The organism is Rhodanobacter fulvus Jip2 (genome assembly GCF_000264315.1).
Lineage (GTDB): Bacteria > Pseudomonadota > Gammaproteobacteria > Xanthomonadales > Rhodanobacteraceae > Rhodanobacter > Rhodanobacter fulvus.
Window position 1 is genome coordinate 43,626 of record NZ_AJXU01000072.1, and the last position, 21,593, is coordinate 65,218.

General features: G+C 65.8%; 22 protein-coding genes and 1 tRNA gene. 12 read left to right on the forward strand and 11 right to left on the reverse strand.

Translation table 11 applies throughout. The annotated features are described in order from the left end of the window. Position 1: 1 nt before the first annotated feature. Positions 2 to 325, reverse strand: coding sequence for a ferredoxin FdxA (gene fdxA / locus UU9_RS15255; RefSeq protein ID WP_007082672.1), 324 nt, complete (start codon positions 323 to 325; stop codon positions 2 to 4). A gap of 184 nt (positions 326 to 509) precedes the next feature. Continuing rightward, positions 510 to 585, reverse strand: a tRNA-Glu gene (locus tag UU9_RS15260). A gap of 199 nt (positions 586 to 784) precedes the next feature. Between UU9_RS15260 and pcnB the strand changes: the two genes are divergently transcribed. From pcnB to panD, 5 genes are all read left to right on the forward strand, one after another. Further along, positions 785 to 2,137: a polynucleotide adenylyltransferase PcnB gene (pcnB, locus tag UU9_RS15265; RefSeq protein ID WP_007082673.1), complete on the forward strand. Its 1,353-nt coding sequence runs from the start codon at positions 785 to 787 to the stop codon at positions 2,135 to 2,137. Further along, positions 2,134 to 2,610 carry a 2-amino-4-hydroxy-6-hydroxymethyldihydropteridine diphosphokinase gene (gene folK / locus UU9_RS15270; protein ID WP_007082674.1) on the forward strand — a complete coding sequence of 159 codons (477 nt, stop codon included), beginning with the start codon at positions 2,134 to 2,136 and terminating at the stop codon, positions 2,608 to 2,610. The genes pcnB and folK overlap by 4 nt, the downstream gene beginning before the upstream one ends. A gap of 53 nt (positions 2,611 to 2,663) precedes the next feature. Next, positions 2,664 to 3,494: a 3-methyl-2-oxobutanoate hydroxymethyltransferase gene (panB, locus tag UU9_RS15275; protein WP_007082675.1), complete on the forward strand. Its 831-nt coding sequence runs from the start codon at positions 2,664 to 2,666 to the stop codon at positions 3,492 to 3,494. A gap of 17 nt (positions 3,495 to 3,511) precedes the next feature. Continuing rightward, positions 3,512 to 4,357, forward strand: coding sequence for a pantoate--beta-alanine ligase (panC, locus tag UU9_RS15280; protein ID WP_007082676.1), 846 nt, complete (start codon positions 3,512 to 3,514; stop codon positions 4,355 to 4,357). A 98-nt stretch (positions 4,358 to 4,455) separates the two neighbouring features. Beyond that, a complete protein-coding gene (gene panD / locus UU9_RS15285) occupies positions 4,456 to 4,845 on the forward strand; it encodes an aspartate 1-decarboxylase (protein ID WP_007082677.1) in 390 nt (129 codons plus the stop codon). A 14-nt stretch (positions 4,846 to 4,859) separates the two neighbouring features. Here panD and queG read toward each other — a convergent pair whose 3' ends face one another. Further along, positions 4,860 to 5,933: a tRNA epoxyqueuosine(34) reductase QueG gene (gene queG / locus UU9_RS15290; protein WP_007082678.1), complete on the reverse strand. Its 1,074-nt coding sequence runs from the start codon at positions 5,931 to 5,933 to the stop codon at positions 4,860 to 4,862. Positions 5,934 to 5,972: 39 nt separating this feature from the next. On the opposite strand from queG, the gene UU9_RS15295 reads away from it, so the two are divergent. The 5 genes from UU9_RS15295 to UU9_RS15315 all read left to right on the forward strand — a co-directional run bounded on the left by UU9_RS15295 (position 5,973) and on the right by UU9_RS15315 (position 12,344). Further along, positions 5,973 to 7,469 carry a bifunctional ADP-dependent NAD(P)H-hydrate dehydratase/NAD(P)H-hydrate epimerase gene (locus tag UU9_RS15295; protein WP_007082679.1) on the forward strand — a complete coding sequence of 499 codons (1,497 nt, stop codon included), beginning with the start codon at positions 5,973 to 5,975 and terminating at the stop codon, positions 7,467 to 7,469. After that, positions 7,462 to 7,932 carry a tRNA (adenosine(37)-N6)-threonylcarbamoyltransferase complex ATPase subunit type 1 TsaE gene (gene tsaE / locus UU9_RS15300; RefSeq protein WP_007082680.1) on the forward strand — a complete coding sequence of 157 codons (471 nt, stop codon included), beginning with the start codon at positions 7,462 to 7,464 and terminating at the stop codon, positions 7,930 to 7,932. The genes UU9_RS15295 and tsaE overlap by 8 nt, the downstream gene beginning before the upstream one ends. 169 nt (positions 7,933 to 8,101) lie before the next feature. Further along, complete coding sequence (locus tag UU9_RS15305; RefSeq protein WP_040671185.1) at positions 8,102 to 9,544, forward strand: N-acetylmuramoyl-L-alanine amidase family protein; 1,443 nt, start codon at positions 8,102 to 8,104, stop codon at positions 9,542 to 9,544. 59 nt (positions 9,545 to 9,603) lie between these two features. Then, entirely contained in the window at positions 9,604 to 11,418 is a 1,815-nt protein-coding gene (gene mutL / locus UU9_RS15310; protein ID WP_007082682.1) for a DNA mismatch repair endonuclease MutL, read from the forward strand. 20 nt (positions 11,419 to 11,438) lie between these two features. Further along, positions 11,439 to 12,344 carry a DUF1684 domain-containing protein gene (locus tag UU9_RS15315; protein WP_007082683.1) on the forward strand — a complete coding sequence of 302 codons (906 nt, stop codon included), beginning with the start codon at positions 11,439 to 11,441 and terminating at the stop codon, positions 12,342 to 12,344. Here UU9_RS15315 and phoU read toward each other — a convergent pair. The 6 genes from phoU to rnt form a co-directional block, all read right to left on the reverse strand. Beyond that, on the reverse strand, positions 12,341 to 13,078 hold the full coding sequence (phoU, locus tag UU9_RS15320) for a phosphate signaling complex protein PhoU (protein ID WP_007082684.1): 738 nt from the start codon (positions 13,076 to 13,078) through the stop codon (positions 12,341 to 12,343). The genes UU9_RS15315 and phoU overlap by 4 nt on opposite strands. A 143-nt stretch (positions 13,079 to 13,221) precedes the next feature. Further along, entirely contained in the window at positions 13,222 to 14,007 is a 786-nt protein-coding gene (gene pstB / locus UU9_RS15325) for a phosphate ABC transporter ATP-binding protein PstB (protein WP_007082685.1), read from the reverse strand. Further along, positions 14,000 to 14,866 carry a phosphate ABC transporter permease PstA gene (pstA, locus tag UU9_RS15330; RefSeq protein ID WP_007082686.1) on the reverse strand — a complete coding sequence of 289 codons (867 nt, stop codon included), beginning with the start codon at positions 14,864 to 14,866 and terminating at the stop codon, positions 14,000 to 14,002. The genes pstB and pstA overlap by 8 nt, the downstream gene beginning before the upstream one ends. Next, a complete protein-coding gene (gene pstC, locus UU9_RS15335; RefSeq protein ID WP_007082687.1) occupies positions 14,866 to 15,873 on the reverse strand; it encodes a phosphate ABC transporter permease subunit PstC in 1,008 nt (335 codons plus the stop codon). The genes pstA and pstC overlap by 1 nt, the downstream gene beginning before the upstream one ends. 191 nt (positions 15,874 to 16,064) lie before the next feature. Continuing rightward, positions 16,065 to 17,096, reverse strand: a complete 1,032-nt coding sequence (pstS, locus tag UU9_RS15340; protein WP_193385316.1) for a phosphate ABC transporter substrate-binding protein PstS — start codon at positions 17,094 to 17,096, stop codon at positions 16,065 to 16,067. Between the two features lie 290 nt (positions 17,097 to 17,386). After that, complete coding sequence (rnt, locus tag UU9_RS15345; protein WP_007082689.1) at positions 17,387 to 18,043, reverse strand: ribonuclease T; 657 nt, start codon at positions 18,041 to 18,043, stop codon at positions 17,387 to 17,389. A gap of 177 nt (positions 18,044 to 18,220) precedes the next feature. On the opposite strand from rnt, the gene UU9_RS15350 reads away from it, so the two are divergent. Further along, positions 18,221 to 19,459, forward strand: coding sequence for a porin (locus tag UU9_RS15350; RefSeq protein ID WP_040671201.1), 1,239 nt, complete (start codon positions 18,221 to 18,223; stop codon positions 19,457 to 19,459). A 458-nt stretch (positions 19,460 to 19,917) separates the two neighbouring features. Here UU9_RS15350 and nth read toward each other — a convergent pair whose 3' ends face one another. Together nth and UU9_RS15360 are read right to left on the reverse strand one after the other, a co-directional pair. Next, the gene (nth, locus tag UU9_RS15355; RefSeq protein WP_007082691.1) at positions 19,918 to 20,550 is read right to left on the reverse strand and encodes an endonuclease III; all 633 of its coding nucleotides are present in this window, start codon (positions 20,548 to 20,550) and stop codon (positions 19,918 to 19,920) included. Further along, the gene (locus UU9_RS15360) at positions 20,547 to 21,155 is read right to left on the reverse strand and encodes an RnfABCDGE type electron transport complex subunit B (RefSeq protein WP_007082692.1); all 609 of its coding nucleotides are present in this window, start codon (positions 21,153 to 21,155) and stop codon (positions 20,547 to 20,549) included. The genes nth and UU9_RS15360 overlap by 4 nt, the downstream gene beginning before the upstream one ends. A gap of 75 nt (positions 21,156 to 21,230) precedes the next feature. Here UU9_RS15360 and UU9_RS15365 point away from each other — a divergent pair, with 75 nt between their 5' ends. Continuing rightward, a complete protein-coding gene (locus UU9_RS15365; RefSeq protein ID WP_007082693.1) occupies positions 21,231 to 21,515 on the forward strand; it encodes a hypothetical protein in 285 nt (94 codons plus the stop codon). Positions 21,516 to 21,593: the final 78 nt, after the last annotated feature.

Below are 21,593 nucleotides of genomic sequence, written 5' to 3' on the forward strand. Positions count from 1 at the left end.
CTCAGCGCTGCAGCAACGGGAGCTTGCCCGGCTTGCCGTCCCACTCGCTGGCGTCGGCGGGGGCATCTTTGCGCTCGGTGATCACCGGCCAGTCGCGGGCCAGTTCGGCGTTGAGCGCCACGAACGCTTCCTGGCCGGCCGGCACGTCGTCTTCGGGATAGATCGCGTTGGCCGGGCACTCGGGTTCGCACAACGTGCAGTCGATGCAGTCGTCGGGATCGATGGCGAGAAAATTGGGGCCTTCGCGGAAGGCATCGACCGGGCAGACTTCAACGCAATCGGTGTACTTGCACTTGATGCAGTTGTCGACGACGACGAAAGTCATGAAAGCGAGTCTGCTTTGGATGGAGCGTCGATCGAACAGCTGTACAAGCGTGGCGATCGAACGCTCTTGTGAAGAGTGCGGCCATGGATGGCCACTTTTGATCTGACCAACAACAAGGTTGGCCGGGTCGCCGGAATCCTTCCCGACAACGGCAATCACGGAAGATTGCACAAATGAAGCGAGGTGGTGCTCCCTACGAGGTTCGAACTCGTGTTCCCGCCTTGAGAGGGCAGTGTCCTGGGCCACTAGACGAAGGGAGCGTTCTCTTGCGAGGCGCGCTAGTATAGCGAAATTGTTTCGGGCGGCAATGCCTCGCAACCGGTCATTCGTCCACGCCGCCGCAAACACGCTGGTTGCCGTGGCAATCAGGCGTCCAATGCATCGGCGGCGCATCGGCGGTATCGAGCGCCCTGATTGATATAGTCATGGGTGCCGTGCACCTGGAAGGATTCTGACCGCTTGAACCTCGACTCACGAACCAACGCCCCATCCGCGCTGAAGATCATCCCGCGCGATCAGCACATCATCTCGCGCAAGAACATCAGCAAGGCGGCGCTGCGCGTGCTGTATCGCCTGAATGAAGCCGGCTACACCGCCTACCTGGTCGGCGGCGCCGTGCGCGATCTGCTGCTGGGCCTGCAGCCGAAGGATTTCGACGTGGCCACCAGCGCCACCCCGGACGAGGTGAAGCACCTGTTCCGCAATTGCCGCCTGATCGGCCGTCGCTTCCGCCTGGCGCATGTGGTGTTTGGCCCGGAGATCATCGAGGTGGCCACCTTTCGCGGCCTGGGCGAGGAGGGTTGCGAAGGCGACCGCAGCATCGTCGACGGACGCATCGTGCGCGACAACATCTGGGGCACGATCGAGGAGGATGCGATTCGCCGCGACTTCCGCGTCAACGCGATGTATTACGACATCAGCGATTTTTCCGTCCGCGACTACGTGGGCGGCATGCGGGACCTGCACGACCGCGTGCTGCGCCTGATCGGCGATCCGGAAACACGCTATCGCGAGGACCCGGTGCGCATGCTGCGCGCGGCGCGGTTGGCGGCCAAGCTGGACATGCACATCGACGCGGCCGCGATGGCGCCGTTCGAGGCGCTGGGGCCGCTGCTGGGTGACGCCGCGCCAGCGCGCCTCTTCGATGAATCGCTGAAGATGTTCCTCAGCGGAAACGGCTTGAAGAGTTTCCACATGCTGGAGCAGTGCGGCCTGCTGAAGTTCCTGTTTCCCGCCACCGCGCGGGCGCTCAAGCGCGGCGATGCCGCGTTGCGCGCGCTGGTCGAGCACGGCCTGGCCAACACCGATGCGCGGGTACGCGAGGGCAAGTCGGTGACGCCCGCGTTCCTGTTTGCGGTGCTGTTGTGGGGCGAGGTGCGCGACGTGGCGCAGCAGCTGACCGGACGCGGCGTGGAGCGCACCGATGCCTGGGCGCGCGCGGCGGCCCAGGTGGTTGGCGAGCAGTGCCAGCGCGTGGCCATCCCGCGTCGGTTCACCTTCACGATGGAGGAGATCTGGTCGCTGCAGCCGCGTTTCGAACAGGTACAGCGCAAGCGCGTGTTCCGCCTGATGGCGCACCCGCGCTTCCGCGCCGCGTTCGATTTCCTGCTGCTGCGCGCCGACGAATCGCCGGCGACGCTGCAACTGGGCCAGTGGTGGGCGCACGCCCAGCAGTTGCCGCCCGACGTGCTCTCCGCGGCCTTGCCGGTTGGCGGTGGCAATGCGGCCAGCGACCCGGTCGCCGCTCCCGTCGGCAAACCACCGCGTCCGCGGCGGCGCCGGCGCAAATCGGGTAACGCGGGATCGGCGTGACGCGGGCCTTCATTGCCCTGGGCAGCAACCTGGGCGATCCGCGCCAGCAGGTGCTCGATGCGATGGATGCCTTGCAGGGGCTGCGGGACAGCCGGGTGCTGCAGCGCTCGCGGCTGTATTGCACGCCGCCGTGGGGCGTTCTCGACCAGCCGGATTTCATCAACGCGGTGGTTGCCATCGACACCGGTTTGTCGCCGCATGCCTTGCTCGATGCCCTGCATGCGATCGAACAGCAGGCCGGTCGCGTTCGACTTGAGCGCAACGGGCCGCGTACGCTGGACCTCGATCTCCTGTACATGGACGGTGTCCGCATCGATGATGCGCGGCTGACCGTTCCCCATCCACGCATCGCCGAGCGCGCCTTCGTGCTGCTGCCATTGGCTGACGTGGCGCCCGAGCTGCAACTGCCGGCCGGGACGGTGGCCGAGCTGTTGGCGCGGGTCGATATTCACGGTTGCGTAGCGCTGGCTTGAGGCAAGATCGCGATCCGCCGGATAATTGCCGTTTGACCGCCGCAGGAAGTGCCGTGTACGTACAGAATGCCGAAGCCCCGCCGCGCAAGCCGGTCACCGTGCCGAGCCTGCATGTCATGAAGGCGGCTGGCCAGCGCATCGTGATGCTCACCGCCTACGACACCAGTTTCGCCTGGCACCTGGAAAACGCCGGTGTCGATATCGCGCTGGTGGGCGATTCGCTGGGCATGGTGGTGCAGGGCCACAGCAGCACCTTGCCCGTAACGCTGGACCAGATGGTCTATCACACGAGTGCCGTGGCGCGGGGGTTGTCCGCCACCATGCTGGTGGCCGACCTGCCGTTCATGGCCGACCGCGACACCGCGCACGCGATGGCGGCGGCTGCGCGCCTGGTGGGCGAGGCGGGTGCCGCGATGGTGAAGATCGAGGGCGCCGCGCCGCATGTGCTGGAGATCATCGACGTCCTGACCGCGCGCGCGATTCCCGTCTGTGCGCACCTGGGCCTGACCCCGCAATCGGTGCACAAATTCGGCGGCTTCCGGATCCAGGGCCGCGACGAGGCCGCCGCCGACCGCATCCTCGCCGAGGCGCTGGCCGTGCAGGCTGCCGGTGCCGCCTTGCTGGTGCTCGAAGGCGTGCCTACCGGGCTGGGCGAGCGGGTGACCGGCGCGCTGCAGATTCCGGTGATCGGCATCGGCGCCGGCCCGCATTGCGACGGGCAGGTGCTGGTGATCCACGACATGTTGGGCATCACGCCGGGCAAGCGACCGAAATTCAGCAAGGATTTCCTGGCCGGCAACGGTTCGGTGAGCGCGGCCATCGGTGCCTACGCCGCCGACGTGCGCAGCGGTGCCTTTCCCGGTCCCGAGCATTGCTTCAGCTGACTGACGGAACCCGACCCATGCAAACCGTCCAGGACGCCGCCGCACTCCGTGCCACCATCCGTGGTTGGCGTTCCCAAGGCCAGACGGTGGGTTTCGTGCCCACCATGGGCAACCTGCACGCCGGGCATCAGTCGCTGATCCGGCTGGCGCGTGCCCGCGCCGACAAGGTGGTGGCCAGCGTGTTCGTCAACCCGACCCAGTTCGGGCCGAACGAGGATTTCGAGCGCTATCCGCGCACGCTGGTGCAGGACAGCGCCGCGCTGACCGAGCAGGAATGCGACCTGCTGTTTGCGCCGGAAGTGGCCACCCTGTATCCGTTCGGCCCCGCTAGCACCGTGCTGCTGCGTGTGCCCGGCATCACCACGATGCTGGAAGGCGCGCATCGCCCCGGCCATTTCGATGGCATGGCCACGGTGGTGTGCAAGCTGTTCAACCTGGTGCAGCCGGATCTGGCGGTATTCGGCCAGAAGGATTTCCAGCAGCTGAGGGTGATCGAGCGCATGGTGCGCGATCTCTCGCTGCCGATAAAAGTGGTGTCCGCGCCGATCCTGCGCGCCGACGACGGCCTGGCGCTGAGTTCACGCAACCAGTATCTGTCGCCGGAGGAGCGCAGCCGCGCGCCGTACATCCATTCCACCTTGCTGCAGATGCGCGAGCTGCTGGACGCGGGCCACCCATGGCAAGCGGTGGAGCAGGCGGCGCATGCGCGCCTGGTACGCGCCGGTTTTGCGCCGGATTACGTGGTGATCCGCGACGCGGAAAATCTGGCCGAACCCAGCGGCCAGGCCGGCGAGCGGCTGGTGGCGCTGGTGGCTGCGCGGCTCGGCAGCACGCGCCTGATCGACAACCTGCTGCTCGACTGACACCCGAAACACGTCCCGTGCCAGACGTCGTGTTGCGACGCAGCGACGCGCGGGCCGTATAATGCCGCTTTACACAGCTCCTGCTGGAACAGAACGTCATGCACCTGAACATGCTCAAGGCCAAGATCCATCGCGCCACCGTGACCCACGCCGAGTTGCACTACGAGGGTTCGATCGCGATCGACGGCGTGCTGCTGGATGCCTCGGGCATCCGCGAGTACGAGCAGATCCACGCCTGGAACGTCAACAGCGGCCAGCGTTTCGTCACCTATGCGCTGCGCGCGGAAGAGGGCTCGGGCATCATCTCGGTCAATGGCAGCGCCGCGCGCAGCGCGCAGGCCGGTGACCTGGTGATCATCGCGGCCTTCGTGCAGCTGAGCGAAGCGGAGCTGGAAACGTACCAGCCGACCCTGGTCTACGTGGGCGCGCACAACCGCATCAGCCACACCAATCGCGCCATTCCCAAGCAGATGGCCGAGGTTTCCTGAGCCAGCGCGTGGCTTTACCCGCGCTGCCGCGCCAGCGCCCATGCCACGTGCTCGCGCACGACTGGCGAAGGGTGATCGGCACGCGCATTCAGCGCCTCGACAACCTCGGTTGAGCGGGGCGCGTTGCCCAGCGCCACCGCGATATTGCGCAGCCAGCCCTCGTAACCGGTGCGGCGGATCGCCATGCCCTCGGTGCGCTTGAGAAACTCCTGCTCGGTCCACGCAAACAGCTCCACCAGCTTCGCGCCGTCCAGGCTGTGCCGCGGCGCGAAGTCCGGCTCGCTGGTTTCCTGCGCAAATTTGTTCCACGGGCAGACCAACTGGCAGTCGTCGCAGCCGAAGATGCGGTTGCCCATCGGCGCGCGCAGATCCTCGGGGATGCTGCCCTTGAGTTCGATCGTGAGATAGGAAATGCAGCGCTTCGCATCGAGCTGGTACGGCCCCAGGATCGCCTGGGTCGGACACACGTCGATGCAGCGGGTGCAGGTGCCGCAGTGGGCGCTGGCCGGCGGGTCGACCGGTAGTGGCAGGTCGGTGTACAGCTCGCCCAGGAAGAAATACGAGCCGGCGCGGCGATTGATCAGCACCGTGTGCTTGCCGATCCAGCCCAACCCCGCGTTGCGTGCCAGCGCCTTCTCCATCACCGGCGCGGAATCCACGTACGCCCGGTAGCCGAAATCGCCGACCACGCCCTGGATGCGTTCGGCCAGCTTCTGCAGCCGGCTGCGCATCAGCTTGTGATAATCGCGGCCCAGTGCGTAGCGCGACACGTAGCCTGCCTGCGCGTCGCCCAGCACCTCCCACGCGTTGGCGGTGCCGGGCGGGATGTAATCCATGCGTACCGAGATCACCCGCTGCGTGCCCGGTTCCAGTTCCGCCGGCCGCGTGCGTTTGCTGCCATGGCGGGCCATGTAATCCATCTCGCCGTGGTGGCCCTCGTCGAGCCAGCGCTGCAAGTGTTGTTCGTCCTCGTCGAGGTCGACACCGCTGATGCCGGTGTTGGCGAACCCGAGCTCCCGCGCCCAGTGCTTGATGTCGCGGGCCAGCGCGGCAAAGTCGGTGGTGGAAGGGACATCGGCGGCGGACATCCGGTCATTGTAAATCGTGCGCAGGCTTATAATTCGCCGATGCCTACCTCACCGCATCGCGCCCTCTACACCGTCGACCAAGTGCGCGCGCTGGAGCGCGGTGCGCTGGACGCCATGGCCGTCAGCAACCACGAGCTGATGTTGCGTGCGGCCCATGCTGCATTCGACAGCCTGCGTCGGCATTGGCCGCAGGCAGCGCGGATCGCGATCCATTGCGGCCCCGGCAACAACGGCGGCGACGGTTTCCTGCTGGGCGTGCTGGCGCGCGAGGCGGGGTTGCAGGTCGATGTGGTGGCGCTCACCGAAAGCTCGCGTGGCGAGGCGGCGCAGGCGCGCGCTGGGTGGGAGGCCGCCGGCGGAAGGGTGCGACTTTGGGATGACACCGAGGCGTTGCCCCAGGTCGATGTGCATGTGGACGCGATGTACGGCATCGGTCTCAACCGCGCGCCGGATGCGGCGGGAGCGGCGCTCATCGAAGCGATCAACGCCAGCGCCATACCCGTGCTGGCACTCGACCTGCCGTCCGGCCTGTCTGCCGACAGCGGCGATTGCCCTGGCGCGGTGATCCGCGCCGATGTCACCGTCACCTTCATCGCGCACAAGCGCGGGCTGCATACCGGGCGCGCCGTCGATCGGGTCGGCGCGCTGGAGCTGGCCACGCTGGGCGTGCCGGCCAGCGTGTATTCGCCGCTTCAGCCGGATGCCTTGCTGCTGGTCGCCGAGGCGTTGCCGCCGCGCGCGCGCCATGCGAACAAGGGCGACAACGGCCATGTGCTGGTTGTCGGTGGCGATCGCGGCATGGCCGGTGCCGCGCGGCTGGCAGGCGAGGCCGCCTTGCGCGCGGGTGCCGGCCTGGTCAGCGTCGCCACACGCGCCGAGCACGTGTTCGCGCTGAACGCGGCGCGGCCGGAACTGATGGTGCATGCCGTCGACGGCCCGCAAACGCTGGAGCCGATGCTGGAACGCGCCAGCGTGCTGGCGCTGGGGCCGGGACTGGGCAAGGGCGCGTGGGGCCATGCGTTGTGGCTGACCGCGCTGGACGCCGGCAAGCCGACCGTGCTCGACGCCGACGGTCTGAACCTGCTGGCGCGCGAGCCGCGCGTGTTCACCACGCCCACGGTGATGACGCCGCATCCCGGCGAGGCGGCGCGGTTGCTTGGCATGACCGTCGACGCCATCGAGCGCGATCGTTTTTCCGCCGTGCGCGAGCTTGCCAGCCGCTATGGTGCGGTGGTGGTGCTGAAAGGTGCAGGCAGCCTTGTCGCTGATGCGGATGGACGTCTGGACGTCTGTCCGTGGGGCAACCCCGGCATGGCGTCGGGCGGCATGGGCGACCTGCTCACGGGTATTGTTGCCGCCATGCTGGCGCAAGGGTGCGAACCGTGGGAGGCGGCGTGCCTGGCCGTCGGCTTGCACGCGCGCGCCGGTGATCTCGCGGCGCGGCAGGGCGAGCGCGGCCTACTGGCGAGTGACCTGCTCGATCCGTTGCGTGCCCTGGGCAACGCGCTGCCTGATGGAGCCTCCTCTCATGCTTGATGCGCAGGAAAAGACCAACTGGGACTTGCCCGACGAGGCCGCCACGGCTGCCCTGGCCACACGCATGGCGGCGGCGATGCACGAAGGCGCCGTGGTCTATCTGCACGGCCCGCTGGGTGCCGGCAAGACCAGTTTCGCGCGGGCGCTGCTGACGGCGTTGGGCGTAGGCGAGCGGATCAAGAGTCCCACCTACAGCCTGATCGAGGGCTACCAGGCCCGGGCGATGCCGGCGTGGCATCTGGATCTTTACCGCATTGCCGATCCGGGCGAGCTGGAATGGCTGGGCCTGGACGCGCTGGCCGACCCTTCCGCGCTGGTGCTGGTGGAATGGCCCGAGCGCGGCGCCGGCGCGTTGCCGGCAGCGGATGTGGCCCTGCACATGGATTACGCCGGCGACGGGCGCCGCGCCGCGTTGCAGGTTCTCACCGCCCGCGGCGAACGTCTGCGCCGCCGTTTACGTTAAGCCCTCGTTTTCGTTCGAAATTATGCAGGGCGGCGATGGCCGTCGATCCGTGCGAAATGCGCCACTTGCGTCCGATAGCTGGACATTCCCTGACAAAGCAACCGCAGGTTATGGATATTCAAGGGAAAACCTCTTGCAATCCGCAGGCGCGTGCGTTTCAATGCGGACCATGGCCGGTTACCTGAACAGCATCGTTCGTCGTGGCGCGATGGTTGTCGCGGCGGTCGCCGTGGCGCCGATAGGTGCCGTTCACGCCGCCAATCTCGAAGGTGTTCGCGTCTGGGCCGGCCCGGACTATACCCGCGTGGTGATCGATGCGGCCGGGCCGCTGCATTACAAGATCCGCCAGAACGGTGGCGAGGTCCTGATCGATTTGCCCGACAGCGGCTTCAGCCGCAGCTTTTCCGATCCGACCGCGCAAGGCCTGCTGCGCGGCATGAGCCACGCCCGCATCGGCAAGAACCTGCAGCTCACGGCCAAGGTTCAGCCGGACAGCCACCTGAAGAGCTTCGTGCTGGAACCGAGCAAGGGCGACAATTACCGCCTGGTGCTCGACCTATATCCCGACGGCGCCGCCGCTGATCGCGTAGTCAGTACGGCGGCCACGCCGAAGGCCGCGCCTGCGCACAGCAGCCGTGCATCGACCCAGCAGGCCGCTGCGCTGCTGAACGGTCAGCGCGCGGTGGTGGTGGCGATCGACGCCGGCCATGGCGGCAAGGATTCCGGTGCCCATGGCCCCGGCGGCACCCAGGAAAAGAACGTCACCCTCGCGGTGGCGCGTGACCTGGCGGCGATGATCAACCGCCAGCCCGGCATGAAGGCCGTACTGACCCGCAACAGCGATTTCTACATTCCGCTGAAGCAGCGCTACAAGATCGCGCGCGAGAACAACGCCGACCTGTTCGTCTCCATCCACGCCGACTCGTTTACCAGTGACGACGCCAAGGGCTCGTCGGTGTGGGTATTGTCGCCGCGCGGCAAGACCAGCGAGGCCGCACGCTGGCTGGCCGATCGCGAAAACCGCGCCGACCTGATCGGCGGCACCACGCTGGACGACAAGGACGACGGCCTGGCCAAGGTGCTGCTCGATCTGCAACAAGGCTGGGCGATGCAGGCCAGCGATGTGGTGGCCGGCAATGTGTTGAAGGCGCTGGCCCAACTCGGCCCGACCCATCGCGGTTATGTGGAAAAAGCGAATTTCGTGGTGCTGCGTTCGCCCGATGTGCCGTCGATCCTGGTCGAGACGGCGTTCATCAGCAATCCGAAGGAAGAGCGCAAGCTGCGCGATCCGACCCACCAGAAGCGGCTGGCGGCCGCCGTGATGGGCGGGGTGAAGAACTATTTCGAATCCACGCCGCCCCCGGGCACCTGGTTTGCGGCGCAGGCTGCGCAGCGCAGTGGCGTGCAGTTGGCGTCGGCCGACAAGTCGACCACGTCATCGTCCACCCGCGCCGACGCGGGCGTGCGTGATCTGCACAAGGTCAATCGTGGCGAAAGCCTGGGCAGCATCGCGCGCCAGTACGGCGTGAGTGTCAGCGCGCTCAAGAACGCCAACCAGATGAACAGCGACACCGTGCGCGCCGGCGTGATGCTGGCCATTCCCACCAGCTGAAGCACGGCGGCAAGACCGAACGGTCGGGCAGTGACGGTGTTCGCTGCTAAAGTTGGCGGATGACCGCCATTCGCCTGTTACCCCCCGCACTCATCAATCAGATCGCCGCTGGCGAGGTCATCGAGCGACCGTCGTCGGTGGTCAAGGAACTGGTGGAAAACAGCCTCGATGCCGGCGCTCGCCGCATCGAGGTGGATATCGAAGCGGGTGGTGCGCGATTGATCCGCGTGCGCGACGACGGCGGCGGCATCCCCGTGGATGAATTGCCGCTGGCGGTGGCGTCGCACGCCACCAGCAAGATCGGCAGCTTCGATGACCTGGAGCACGTGGCCAGCATGGGCTTCCGCGGTGAAGCGCTGGCGTCGGTGTCGTCGGTGTCGCGCTTTGCGCTGACCTCGCGCGCCAGCGGTGAAGAGGCGGCGTTCCGCATCGAGGTCGATGGCGGGAAATTGCAGGCGGCGCGCCCGGCGCAACACCCGCAGGGCACCAGCGTCGAAATTCGCGACTTGTTCTACAACGTGCCGGCGCGGCGCAAGTTCATGCGCGCCGAGCGTACCGAATTCGCCCACATCGACGACTTGCTGAAATCGCTGGCATTGGCCCGCGACGGTGTGGAATTCCGGCTCAGCCACAACGGCAAGCCGGTGCGCATCTGGAAAGCCGCCAGCGACGAACGCGCCGCGCTGCAACGTGTGGCCGAGGTGCTGGGCGAGGAGTTTCCCGCCCAAAGCCTGCGCATCGACCATGCGGCGGCGGGGCTGCATCTGTCCGGCTGGGTCGGCCTGCCCACGGCATCGCGTGCCCAGGCCGATTCGCAATATTTCTACGTCAACGGGCGGCTGGTGCGTGATCGCATCGTGGCCCATGCGGTGCGCCAGGCGTATGCCGACGTGCTGTTCCACGGCCGCCACGCCGCGTTCGTGCTGTACCTGCAGCTCGACCCCGCCGGCGTCGACGTGAACGTGCACCCGGCCAAGCATGAGGTGCGTTTTCGCGAGCAGCGGCTGGTGCACGATTTCCTGTTCCGCACACTGCACGAGGCGCTGGCGCAAACCCGCGCCGGGCTGGGTACCTTGCCCACGGCCGAACCCGAGCTGGCCACCGCAATGACCTACGCCAGCCCGGCCACGCCATCCGGCGGCGGTGCGCCGGCGTGGCCGAGCCAGTTCAGCCAGAGTCGTTTGAGCCTGGGCGTGCGCGATGCGCCGCTGGCCGGCTACGCCGCCTTGCTGGGTGACGGCCCCTCGATGCCCGCAGCCCCGTCGATGCCCGCCGCCGACGACAGCGAGACGCCGCCGCTGGGTTTCGCCATCGCGCAGCTGAAAAGCATCTTCGTGCTGGCCGAGAATGCGCACGGCCTGGTGCTGGTCGACATGCACGCGGCGCACGAACGCATCACCTACGAGAAACTGAAATCCGGCCGTGCCAGCAGCAACCTGCGCTCGCAGATGCTGCTGGTGCCGCTGTCCATCGCGGTCAGCGCCAAGGAGGCGGCAGCGGCCGAGGAGCATGCCGACGCGCTGGCCGAGTGGGGGCTGGAGCTGTCGCGCAGCGGCCCGTCCACCGTCGTGGTGCGGCGCATCCCCGCCTTGCTGGAAGGCGCCGACGTGGGCCAGCTCAGCCGCGATGTGCTGTCGGAACTGGCCCAGCACGGCAGTTCGCGCCGCCTGCGTGAGCTGGAAAACGAACTGCTTTCGACCATGGCCTGCCACGGCTCGGTACGTGCCGGGCGGCGGCTGAGCGTGCCAGAGATGAACGCGCTGCTGCGCGAGATGGAAGCCACCGAGCGCTCCGGCCAATGCAACCACGGCCGTCCGACCTGGACCCAGCTGAGCCTGGCCGAGCTGGACAGACTATTCATGCGCGGGCGTTGAGCCCCCCATCCGGATCAATGATGAAACGTTTCATGCTTTTTGCCGCCACCGCCATCCTGGGAGTCACCGCCGTGCACGCCAACAGCACCGATCACCGCCACGACGTGGAGCGATGGCGTGCCGACCGCGTGGCGCGGCTGACCGCGCCGTCTGGCTGGCTGAGTCTGATCGGACTGGAGTGGTTGCAGCCGGGCGAGAACCGTATCGGCAGCGCCGCCGACAACGACATCGTGGTCAGCGCGATGCCCGCGCATCTGGGTGTCGTCACTTTGCGTGCGGACGGCAGCGTGCATCTGGTGCTTGCCGCCGACAGCGGCGCATCGATCGATGGCAAGCCGCTGCGCGAGGCCACCCTGGTCGACGACGTGCAGGCAGGCGAGGGCGCGCCAACCCTGGTGAGCATGGGCACCGTCAGCTTCCTGGTGATCGATCGCGAGGGCCGCAAGGGTTTGCGGATCAAGGACAGCGAGGCGCCGACGCGGCGCGACTTTGCCGGCATCGATTATTTTCCGATCGATCCCTCATGGCGCATCGAAGCCGACTGGGTGCCGGCGACCGCAGGCCAGACCCTGGAGATGGGTACCGTGATCGGCACTACCGAGAAATATCCGGTGCCCGGCACGGCGCGCTTCAGCCGCGACGGCAAGACGTTCGAGATCCTGCCGGTGATCGAAGTGCCGGGCGACGCGCAGTATTTCGTGGTATTCGCCGACCGCACCAGCGGCCGTGAAACCTACGGCGCGGCGCGATTCCTGTATATCGACCCGCCGAAGAACGGCAAGGTCACGCTCGATTTCAACAAGGCCTACAACCCGCCCTGCGCCTTTACCGCGTTCGCCACCTGCCCGCTGGCGCCGCCGGAGAACCGGCTCGATCTGCGCGTTACCGCCGGCGAGAAGAACTACCGCGGCGGGCACGCGGACTAGTCGTTGTCCACCGGCGGGCCCAGTCGATCCAGCTGCGGGCTGGCGGTGAAATCGCGTTTGCTGCGCTGGCTGTCCAGCGTCTCGCCGGTGACCTGGAACCAGGTGTTTTCGGCAATGTTGGTGGCGTGGTCGCCAATGCGCTCGATGTTCTTGGCCATGAACAACAGGTGCGTGCACGGCGTGATGTTGCGCGGGTCTTCCATCATGTAGGTGAGCAATTCGCGGAAGTAGCCGGTGTAGGCCTCGTCCAGCACCACGTCGTTTTTCCACACCCGGTAGGCGCTCTCCACGTTGCCATCGCGATAGGCCGCCAGCACTTCACGCGTGGCGGTGGCCGCCATTTCGGCCAGGTGACGCAGGCCGCCGGTGGGGGCGACAGGCGGTGCCATCGACAGCGGGATGGATCGCTTGGCCACGTTCGCCGCGTAGTCGCCGATGCGCTCGATGTCGGATGCGATGCGCAGCGCCGCGAACACGTTGCGCAGGTCGCCGGCCATCGGTGCACGCAGTGCCAGCAGACGTACCACGTCGTGGCTGATGGCCTGTTCGAGCTGGTCGATCGCTTCGTCGTTGGCCACCACGTGTTGCGCGGCGCGTTCGTCGCGCCGCTCCAGCACATCGATGGCCGCTTCCAGCTGGGTCACCGCCAGTTCGCCCATGCGCACGATCTCGCCGGTGAGGCGACCCAGTTCCGCGTCGTAGCTCTTGATGATGTGGTCTTTGCCGGTGTTCATGTGGTGCCTCGTATGTTGTTCCCTCTCCCGCGTGCGGGAGAGGGTGCCCGAAGGGCGGGAGAGGGGACGGGCGGAGCGGTGTGCTGAAGGTCGCCGCGGCCCTCTCCCCAACCCCTCTCCCGCGAGCGGGAGAGGGGCTTCGATCAGCCGAACCTGCCGGTGATGTAATCCTCGGTCTGCTTTTTCCCGGGCTTGGTGAAGATCATTTCCGTGGGGCCGAATTCCACCAGCTCGCCCAGGTACATGAACGCGGTGAGGTCGGAGCAGCGCGCCGCCTGCTGCATGTTGTGGGTGACGATGACGATGGTGAATTCGCCTTTTAGCTCCTCCACCAACTGCTCGATGCGGCCGGTGGCGATCGGGTCGAGCGCCGAAGTCGGTTCGTCCAGCAACAGCACTTCAGGCTTCAGCGCGATCGCACGGGCGATGCACAGGCGTTGTTGCTGGCCGCCGGAAAGTCCCAGCGCGTTCTGCTTCAGCTTGTCCTTCACCTCGTCCCACAGTGCGGCGCTGCGCAGGGCCTGCTCCACGCGGTTTTCCATCTCCGCCTTCGACAGCTTCTCGTGGTGGCGGATGCCGTAGGCGACGTTCTCGAAGATCGTCATCGGGAACGGCACCGGCTTCTGGAACACCATGCCGACCTTGCTGCGCAACCGGTTCAGCGAATAGCCGGGGGCGAGGATGTTGTCGCCGTCCAGTTCGATCGAGCCTTCCGCGCGCAGCTTCGGGTAGATCGCGTAGATGCGGTTGAAGATGCGCAGCAGGGTGGACTTGCCGCAACCGGACGGGCCGATGATCGAGGTGACCTGCTTTTCCGGCACGTCCATGTCGATGCCTTTCAGCGCATGGAAATCGCCGTAGTGAAAATGCAGGTCGCGCACGGTGATCTTGGTCGCGGCGGCTGACGCGGCGGGCGCGGAATCAGTCATGGGATACCTTGGAGCGGGAAAGGATCAGGCGGGAAACGAGGCTCAGCAGCAGCACGAACATGGTAATCACGAACGCGCCGGCCCACGCCAGCGCGTGCATGGATTCGCCCGGATCGTTGGCGTACTGGTAGATGATCTGCGGCAGGCTGGACATCTTTTCCATCGGGTTGATGGCCATGAAGTTGTTGCCGAACGCGGTGAACAGCAGCGGTGCCGTCTCGCCGCTGATTCGCGCCAGCGCCAGCAGCACGCCGGTGACGATGCCGGAGCGCGCGGCACGGATCAGCACCTGCACAGTCAGTTTCCATTGCGGCACGCCCAGCGACAGCGCGGCCTCACGCAGGGTGGCCGGCACCAGCCGCAGCATCTCGTCGGTGGTGCGCACGATCACCGGCAAGGCGATCAGCGCCAGCGCCACGCCGCCGGCAAAACCGGAGAACGTGGTCGAGCCGTGGGTCAGCGCGGTGCTGGGCAGCACGATGATGGTGTAGACGAACAGGCCCATCACGATCGACGGTGCCGACAGCAGGATGTCGTTGAGGAAGCGGATGGATTCGCCGAGCTTGGTGCGGTTGGCGTATTCGGCCAGCCAGGTGCCGGCCAGCACGCCGATCGGCGTGGCGATGGCAATGCCCACGAAGTTGATGATCAGGCTGCCGACCATCGCGTTGGCCAGGCCGCCGTCCTCGCCATAGGCGGTGATTTTCGTGAACAGTTTCAGATTCAGCGCGCTGATGCCCTGGCGCAGGGTTTCCCACAGTATCCATGCCAGGAAGGCCAGCCCGACCAGGGTGGCCAGCGTACTCAGCAGCATGGCCAGCGCATTGGTGATGCGGCGGCGCAAATAAGGCGAATGCATCAGCGACCCTCCTTGCTGGCCAGCCGTCGCAACATCAGCCGCGCGATCAGCAGCACGATGAAGGTGACCACGAACAGCAGGAACGCCAGCGCCATCAACGCCGACTTCTGCAGCCCCACCGCTTCACTGAACTGGTTGGCGATGGCGGAGGCGATGGACGTGCCCGGGTCCAGCAGCGACGACGACAGGCGCATCGAGTTGCCCAGCACGAAGGTCACCGCCATGGTTTCGCCCAGCGCGCGGCCCAGGCCCAGGAAGATGCCGCCGATCACCGCCGAACGCGTGTACGGCAGCACGATGTTCCAAGCCACTTCCCACGTGCTGGAACCCAGCGCATAGGCCGACTCCTTCAGCGGCGTGGGCACGGTCTGGAAGACTTCGCGCATTACCGACGAAATGAACGGGATGACCATGATCGCCAGCACGATGCCGGCCACCAGGATGCTGGCGCCGAAAGGATAATCGCTGCCGAACAGCTTGCCGATGAAGGGTACGTGTTCGGCCACCCACGACAGCTGGCCGTCATCGGGTTTGTTGCCGAGGTTGTTGGTCAGCCACGGCTTGAAGTGTTCGGCGAAAAACGGGGCGAAGATGAAAAGCCCCCACATGCCGTAGATGATCGAGGGGATGCCGGCCAGCAGCTCGATCGCCGATGCCACCGGCGTGCGCAGCCAGGCGGGCGCCACCTCGGAAAGATAGAGCGCGATGCCGAAGCTGACCGGCACGGCAATCAGCAGCGCGATGAACGAGGTGACCAGCGTGCCGTACACCGGCACCAGGGCGCCGTAGACGTCGTTGCCCGGGTCCCATTCGGAGCTGACCAGGAAGTGCCAGCCGAACGTGGTGAACGCCTCGCGCCCACCCCACAACGTAGCGCCGGCGGCGCCCAGCAGCGCAGCCAGCACGATCAGCGCGCAGCCCTTCAACAGCCAACGGAACAGCCGCTCGTGGCGGGCATCGCGGCGGGTGCGCTGTTCGAGGATGTCGGTGGATGACACGATGGACATGGACGGACTCGGTTGATGCGTGGTTGGGCATGACTGCCACACCGTTCGCCCTGAACGCAGGCGCGGAGGGAGCGAAGCCGAGGGGAGGACGACTTCGCAACGCTACGCTCAGGGCGAACGATGCGGCGTGAAGCTGGCGGCACGGTGGGGCGCATCGGTTGCATCGATGCGCCCCACCGTGCCGCGGAACCTCAGTGCTTGAACTCAGCCGCCCAGTACGCCTCGATCTGCTTCACCAGCGCCGGGGGAAGCGGCACGTAGTCGAGATCACTGGCGGCCTTCTGGCCGTTTTCCAGCGCGTACTTGAAGAAGTCGAAGGCCGTCTTGCTGTTGCCGGCGTTCTTCGGCGTCTTGTACATGATCATCCAGGTGGTGGCGGTGATCGGCCACGCCTTGGCGCCGGGGGCGTTGGTCATGATCAGGTTGAAGTCCTGGGTGCTGGCCCAGTCGGCCGTGGCCGCTGCGGCGGCGAAGCTGTCCGCGTCCGGTGCCACCACGTTGCCGGCGGCGTTCTTCAGGTCGGTCCAGCTGAGCTTGTTCTTCACCGCGTAGGCGTATTCGACGTAGCCGATCGAACCCTTGATCTGCTTCACGTACTGCGACACGCCCTCGTTGCCCTTGCCGCCCACGCCGGTCGGCCATTCCACCGCTGTGCCGAATTTCACCTGGCTGGCCCAGGTCGGGCTGACCTTGGACAGGAAGTTGGTGAAGTTGAACGAGGTGCCCGAACCGTCTGAGCGGTGCACCACGGTGATCTTGCCGGCGGGCAGCTTCAGGCCGGCATTCAGCGCGGCGATCTTCGGGTCGTTCCAGTTGTTGATCTTGCCCAGGAAGATGTCGGCCAGGGTGGTGCCGTCCAGCTTGATCTGGCCCGCCTGCACACCGGCGATATTGACCACCGGTACGATGCCGCCGACCACGATCGGGAACTGGCCCAGGCCGAACTTCTTCAGGTCTTCCGCCTTCATCGGCGCATCGGACGCGCCGAAATCGATGGTGCCTTCCTTGATCTGCGCGATGCCGGCGCCGGAACCGACCGACTGGTAGTTGAGGCGGTTGCCAGTCTGCTCCGCGTACGCGGCCGACCACTTGGACATCACCGGGTAGACGAAGCTGGAGCCGGCACCGGTGATGTCGGTGGCCTGGGCGGCCATGCCGAACGTCGAGGCGACGGCCAGCGTCGCCACGGCGGCGAATCGGATGGGAGTTTTGCGAAGGGTCAACACAGGTTAGCTCCTTGGAAGGACGTCGAAGGTGACGGCGTCATTTCAGGTCATTCGTGTTGCCATTGGATGATGCGAATGTTGCAGCAAGATGACAGGGGAGCCGGGAATCGGGATTCGGGCAAGCCAAGGGCCGCGTTTCCCAACCGTTCACCCTGAGCGTAGCCGCGCAGCGGCGAAGTCGAAGGGCGGTGCGCGAGGGAGGCTTCGACTTCGCCGCTACGCGGCTACGCTCAGCCCGAACGGTAGAGGAAATAATGGGAAGGCGACGGTGGAACTGCCGGCATGGTTCAAACCACGTCGAGCCCGCTGTGCGCCTGCTCGAACAACTCCATCTGCCGCCAGCGGTTGACCACGCTGCAGAACAGTTCGGCCGTGCGCTCGGCGTCATAGACGGCCGAATGGGCTTCACGGCTGTCGAACGGATGGCCGGCGGCCAGCACCGCCTTGCTCAATACGGTCTGGCCGTAGGCGAGTCCACCGAAGCTCACCGTGTCGAAACAACTGAACGGGTGGAACGGGTTGCGCTTGTGACCGCAGCGCCTTACCGCCTGGTTGAGAAAGCCCAGGTCGAACGCGGCGTTGTGGCCCACCAGGATCGCCCGCTGGCATTCGGCGCCGCGCACGGCGTCGCGCACGGCCTGGAAGATGAAGTCCAGCGCCAGCCGTTCGGCCAGCGCGCCGCGCAGCGGGTTGTACGGGTCGATGCCGGTGATTTCCAGCGAGCGTGGATCGAGATTGGCGCCGGGGAACGGTTCCACATGCGTCGATACGGTCGGCTGCAGACGCAGGTAACCCTCGGCGTCCATCGCCAGCGGAACCGCCGCTATCTCCAGCAAGGCGTCGTGCTGCGCATCGAAGCCGCCGGTTTCGACGTCCACCACCACGGGCAGGAAACCGCGGAACCGCTCGGCCATGCGCGGTGTTTTGCTGTTCGGGATTTGCATCGGCGAAGCATATCAGCCGGTTGCTTCAACGCGGTTGCGCCGACTGTCGCCGTACTGTCACCAAAACGGCATCGCGCTGTAAAACGCGCACGTCAATCTGTCATGGCTGCTTGTCGCGCACCCCGCAATGAAGCGGGCGCCCGGCGCAATTTTTTCCCACCTATGACGGAGTACACCATGCGTTGCAGATTGATCGCGGTAGCCATTGCGGCCGGCTTGGGCCTCGCCAGTTTCAGCTCCATCGCGGCACCGCAGGCGACCAACAGCGGCGATGTGGCGTTGCTCAGGGCTCAACTGGCCGACTTGCAGGCGAAGGTCGATGCGCTGGAACAGCGTACCGATGCGCAGTCCGACATCAACGTCAGCACCGGCCAGGCGGTGGAGAAGGCGACCAACCTGACGAGCGCCAGCGACAAGAAGCTGGCGGCGCTGGAAAAGGCGGTCAACAACACCAGCCTGTCCGGCAAGATGTACTTCGACTTCACCAACATCGACCAGAAGAACAGCGACACCGGCAAGACCGACGCCTCCGGCGTCGGCCTGGATGTGAAGCGCTTCTACCTCGGCGTCGATCACAAATTCAGCGACATCTGGTCGGCCAGCCTCACCACCGATTTCAATTACGCCAGCAGCGACGGCCAGACCAGCGTCTTCGTCAAGAAGGCGTATGCGCAGGGCAAGTTCAGCAATGCGGCGGTGCTGCGCATCGGTTCGACCGACATGCCGTGGATTCCGTTTGCCGAGAAGTTCTACGGCTTCCGCTATGTCGAGAACACGCTCACCGATCGCCTGAAGTACGGCAACTCGGCGGACTGGGGCCTGCACATGGGTGGCGACCTCGCCGGCAAGACGGTCAGCTACGCGGTGTCGGTGGTCAATGGCCGCGGCTACAAGAACCCCGGCCGCAGCAAGGGTGTGGACGTGGAAGCTCGCGTGGGCTTCGTGCCGTTCGACAACATGGTCGTGGCCGTCGGCGGCTACAGCGGCCATCGCGGTCAGGAAACCGAGAACATCAACGCCACCAACACCGCCAGCCGCGGCGACCTGATGGTGGCGTATGCCAGCGACGCGTTCCGCGTTGGCGCCGAGTACTTCACCGCGAAGAACTGGAACAACGTGCTGAACCCGCTCTCCGACAAGGCCGATGGTTACTCGCTGTGGGCGAGCGTGGCGGTAGCCGACGGCGTGAACCTGTTCGCACGCTACGACAACGCCAAGCTCAGCAAGGATCTGGACCAGGGCAACAAGGACGTCTACTACAACGCCGGCGTCGAATTCCAGGTCACCAAGGGCTTCAAGCTGGCTGGCGTGTGGAAGCACGAAAATGCCAAGAAGTCGGTCACCGCGCCGCTGCCGCTGCACGTGCAGAGCGTGAAGACCAACGAGATCGGCGTGTTCGGCGAACTGTCATTCTGATGCAATGGGGGGCTCATTTTCCCTCACCGCCCGTCATTCCAGCGAAGGCTGGAATCCAGCGACTTGGCTGTTCAACGGCGTGAAGGCGCTGGATCCCAGCTTGACCAGCTTCGCTGTTGAAATGCGCCTCGCTGGGATGACGAGCTTGGAGCAATGGACCCAAGAACAGTTATCTGAAAGGAGTTCGACCCAGGGACGGAAAACGGCGGGCTTTTGCCCGCCGTTTTGCTTTGTAGGACCTCGGATATTCGCCATGAAGCCCGCTCGCGCACGATGCCTTTGCGAATCCCGAATCCCGAATCCCGCCCCAAGAATGCTCTGATCAAGCCTTTGCACGTCATTCCAGCGAAAGCTGGAATCCAGTGTCTTCAGGCAGTTACCGAGGCGCTGGATCCCAGCTTGACCAGCTTCGCTGTTGAAGAACTCCTCGCTGGGATGACGACTTGTTCAGAGTTTCCCTAAACCGTCTTGTCCTTGTACCGGCACAAATCGCGTATCACGCAATTCGGGCAGTCGGGCTTGCGCGCCTTGCATACATAGCGGCCGTGCAGGATCAGCCAGTGATGGGCGTCCTGCCTGAACTCGGCTGGCACCACTTTCTCCAGCTTGTCCTCGACCGCGCGCACGTCCTTGCCCGGCGCCAGGCCGGTGCGGTTGGCGACGCGGAAGATGTGCGTGTCGACCGCCATGGTGGGCTCGCCGAAGGCGGTATTCAGCACCACGTTGGCGGTCTTGCGGCCCACGCCGGGCAGTGCTTCCAGTTCGGCACGGGTGCGCGGCACCTCGCCGTGGTGCTGCTCGATCAGCAGGCGGCACAGCGCGATGACGTTTTTTGCCTTGGCGTTGTAGAGGCCGATGGTATTGATGTAGCGCTTGAGACCTTCCTCGCCCAGGTCGAGGATCGCCTGCGGCGTATGGGCTACCGGATACAGCTTCTTCGTGGCCTTGTTCACGCCCACGTCGGTCGCTTGCGCCGACAGCACCACGGCCACCAGCAACTCGAATGGCGTGGTGTAGACCAGCTCGGTTTTCGGGTGCGGGTTGAGTTCGCGCAGGCGCGAAAACAACTCGATGATGTCGGCGCGCTTCATGGGCGGGAGGGTCCCTGTTTGGCGCGGGCGCGAGCCAGCGCCGCCAATACCGGGTTGGTCTCGACCGCGACTTTGCGCGCCGCCAGCTCGGCCTCGCGCTGCGCCTGTTCCCGGGCCAATCGTGCTTCGCGGCGCTGGAAATGTTCGCGTGCGGTATCGGCGTGGGCCATGTCGCCGGCCTGCGCCAGCGGCATCGGTTCCAGCACGATGCAATCGACCGGGCAGGCGGCCACGCACAATTCGCAGCCGGTGCAATCGTCGGCGATGACGGTATGCATCAACTTGGCCACGCCCACGATGGCGTCGACCGGGCAGGCCTGGATGCACTTGGTGCAACCGATGCAGTCGGCCTCCACGATACGTGCCAGCATGCGCGGCTTTTCGATGCCGTGGTCGGGATTCAACGGCAGTACGGGTTGATCGAGCAGCGCCGCCAGCTTCGCGATACCGGCCGCGCCACCGGGTGGACACTGATTGATCGGCGCCTCGCCGCGGGCGATCGCCTCGGCGTACGGCCGGCAACCGTGGTAGCCGCATTGCTCGCACTGGGTCTGCGGCAGCAGGGCGTCGATGCGATCGGCCAGGATGTCGATGGGCGCACTCATGCGAAATGGTTGGAGCGGGAATAATGGGTGGTCACTGCGGTATTGTCCCGCAACTTTCATTCAACGGAGCGTGCCATGAAATCGTCGTATCTCGCGTCCCTGCTGCTCGCCGTCGTGCTCGGCGCCGGCGGCTCGGTCCTGCTCACCCATTCGGCGCCCGCGCAGGCGGCCACGCCAACGGGCGACACGATCACGGTATTTGTCGATGCGACCTTCGGTTTCCGCAAGACGCACATGGCCGACAAGCTGACCAAGTCGCACGCGGAATACGCGGCCCGCGGCTATCGCTTCGTGGCAATGTCGCCGTACAACGAGAACGGCGATCTGGTCGGTTTCTTCGTGACGTACGCGAGGCAATAGCGGCTCCGCTTCGCTGGGCCGGCACTGTAGGAGCGCACCCTGTGCGCGATGCTTTTCCAGCGGGATTCGGGATTCGGG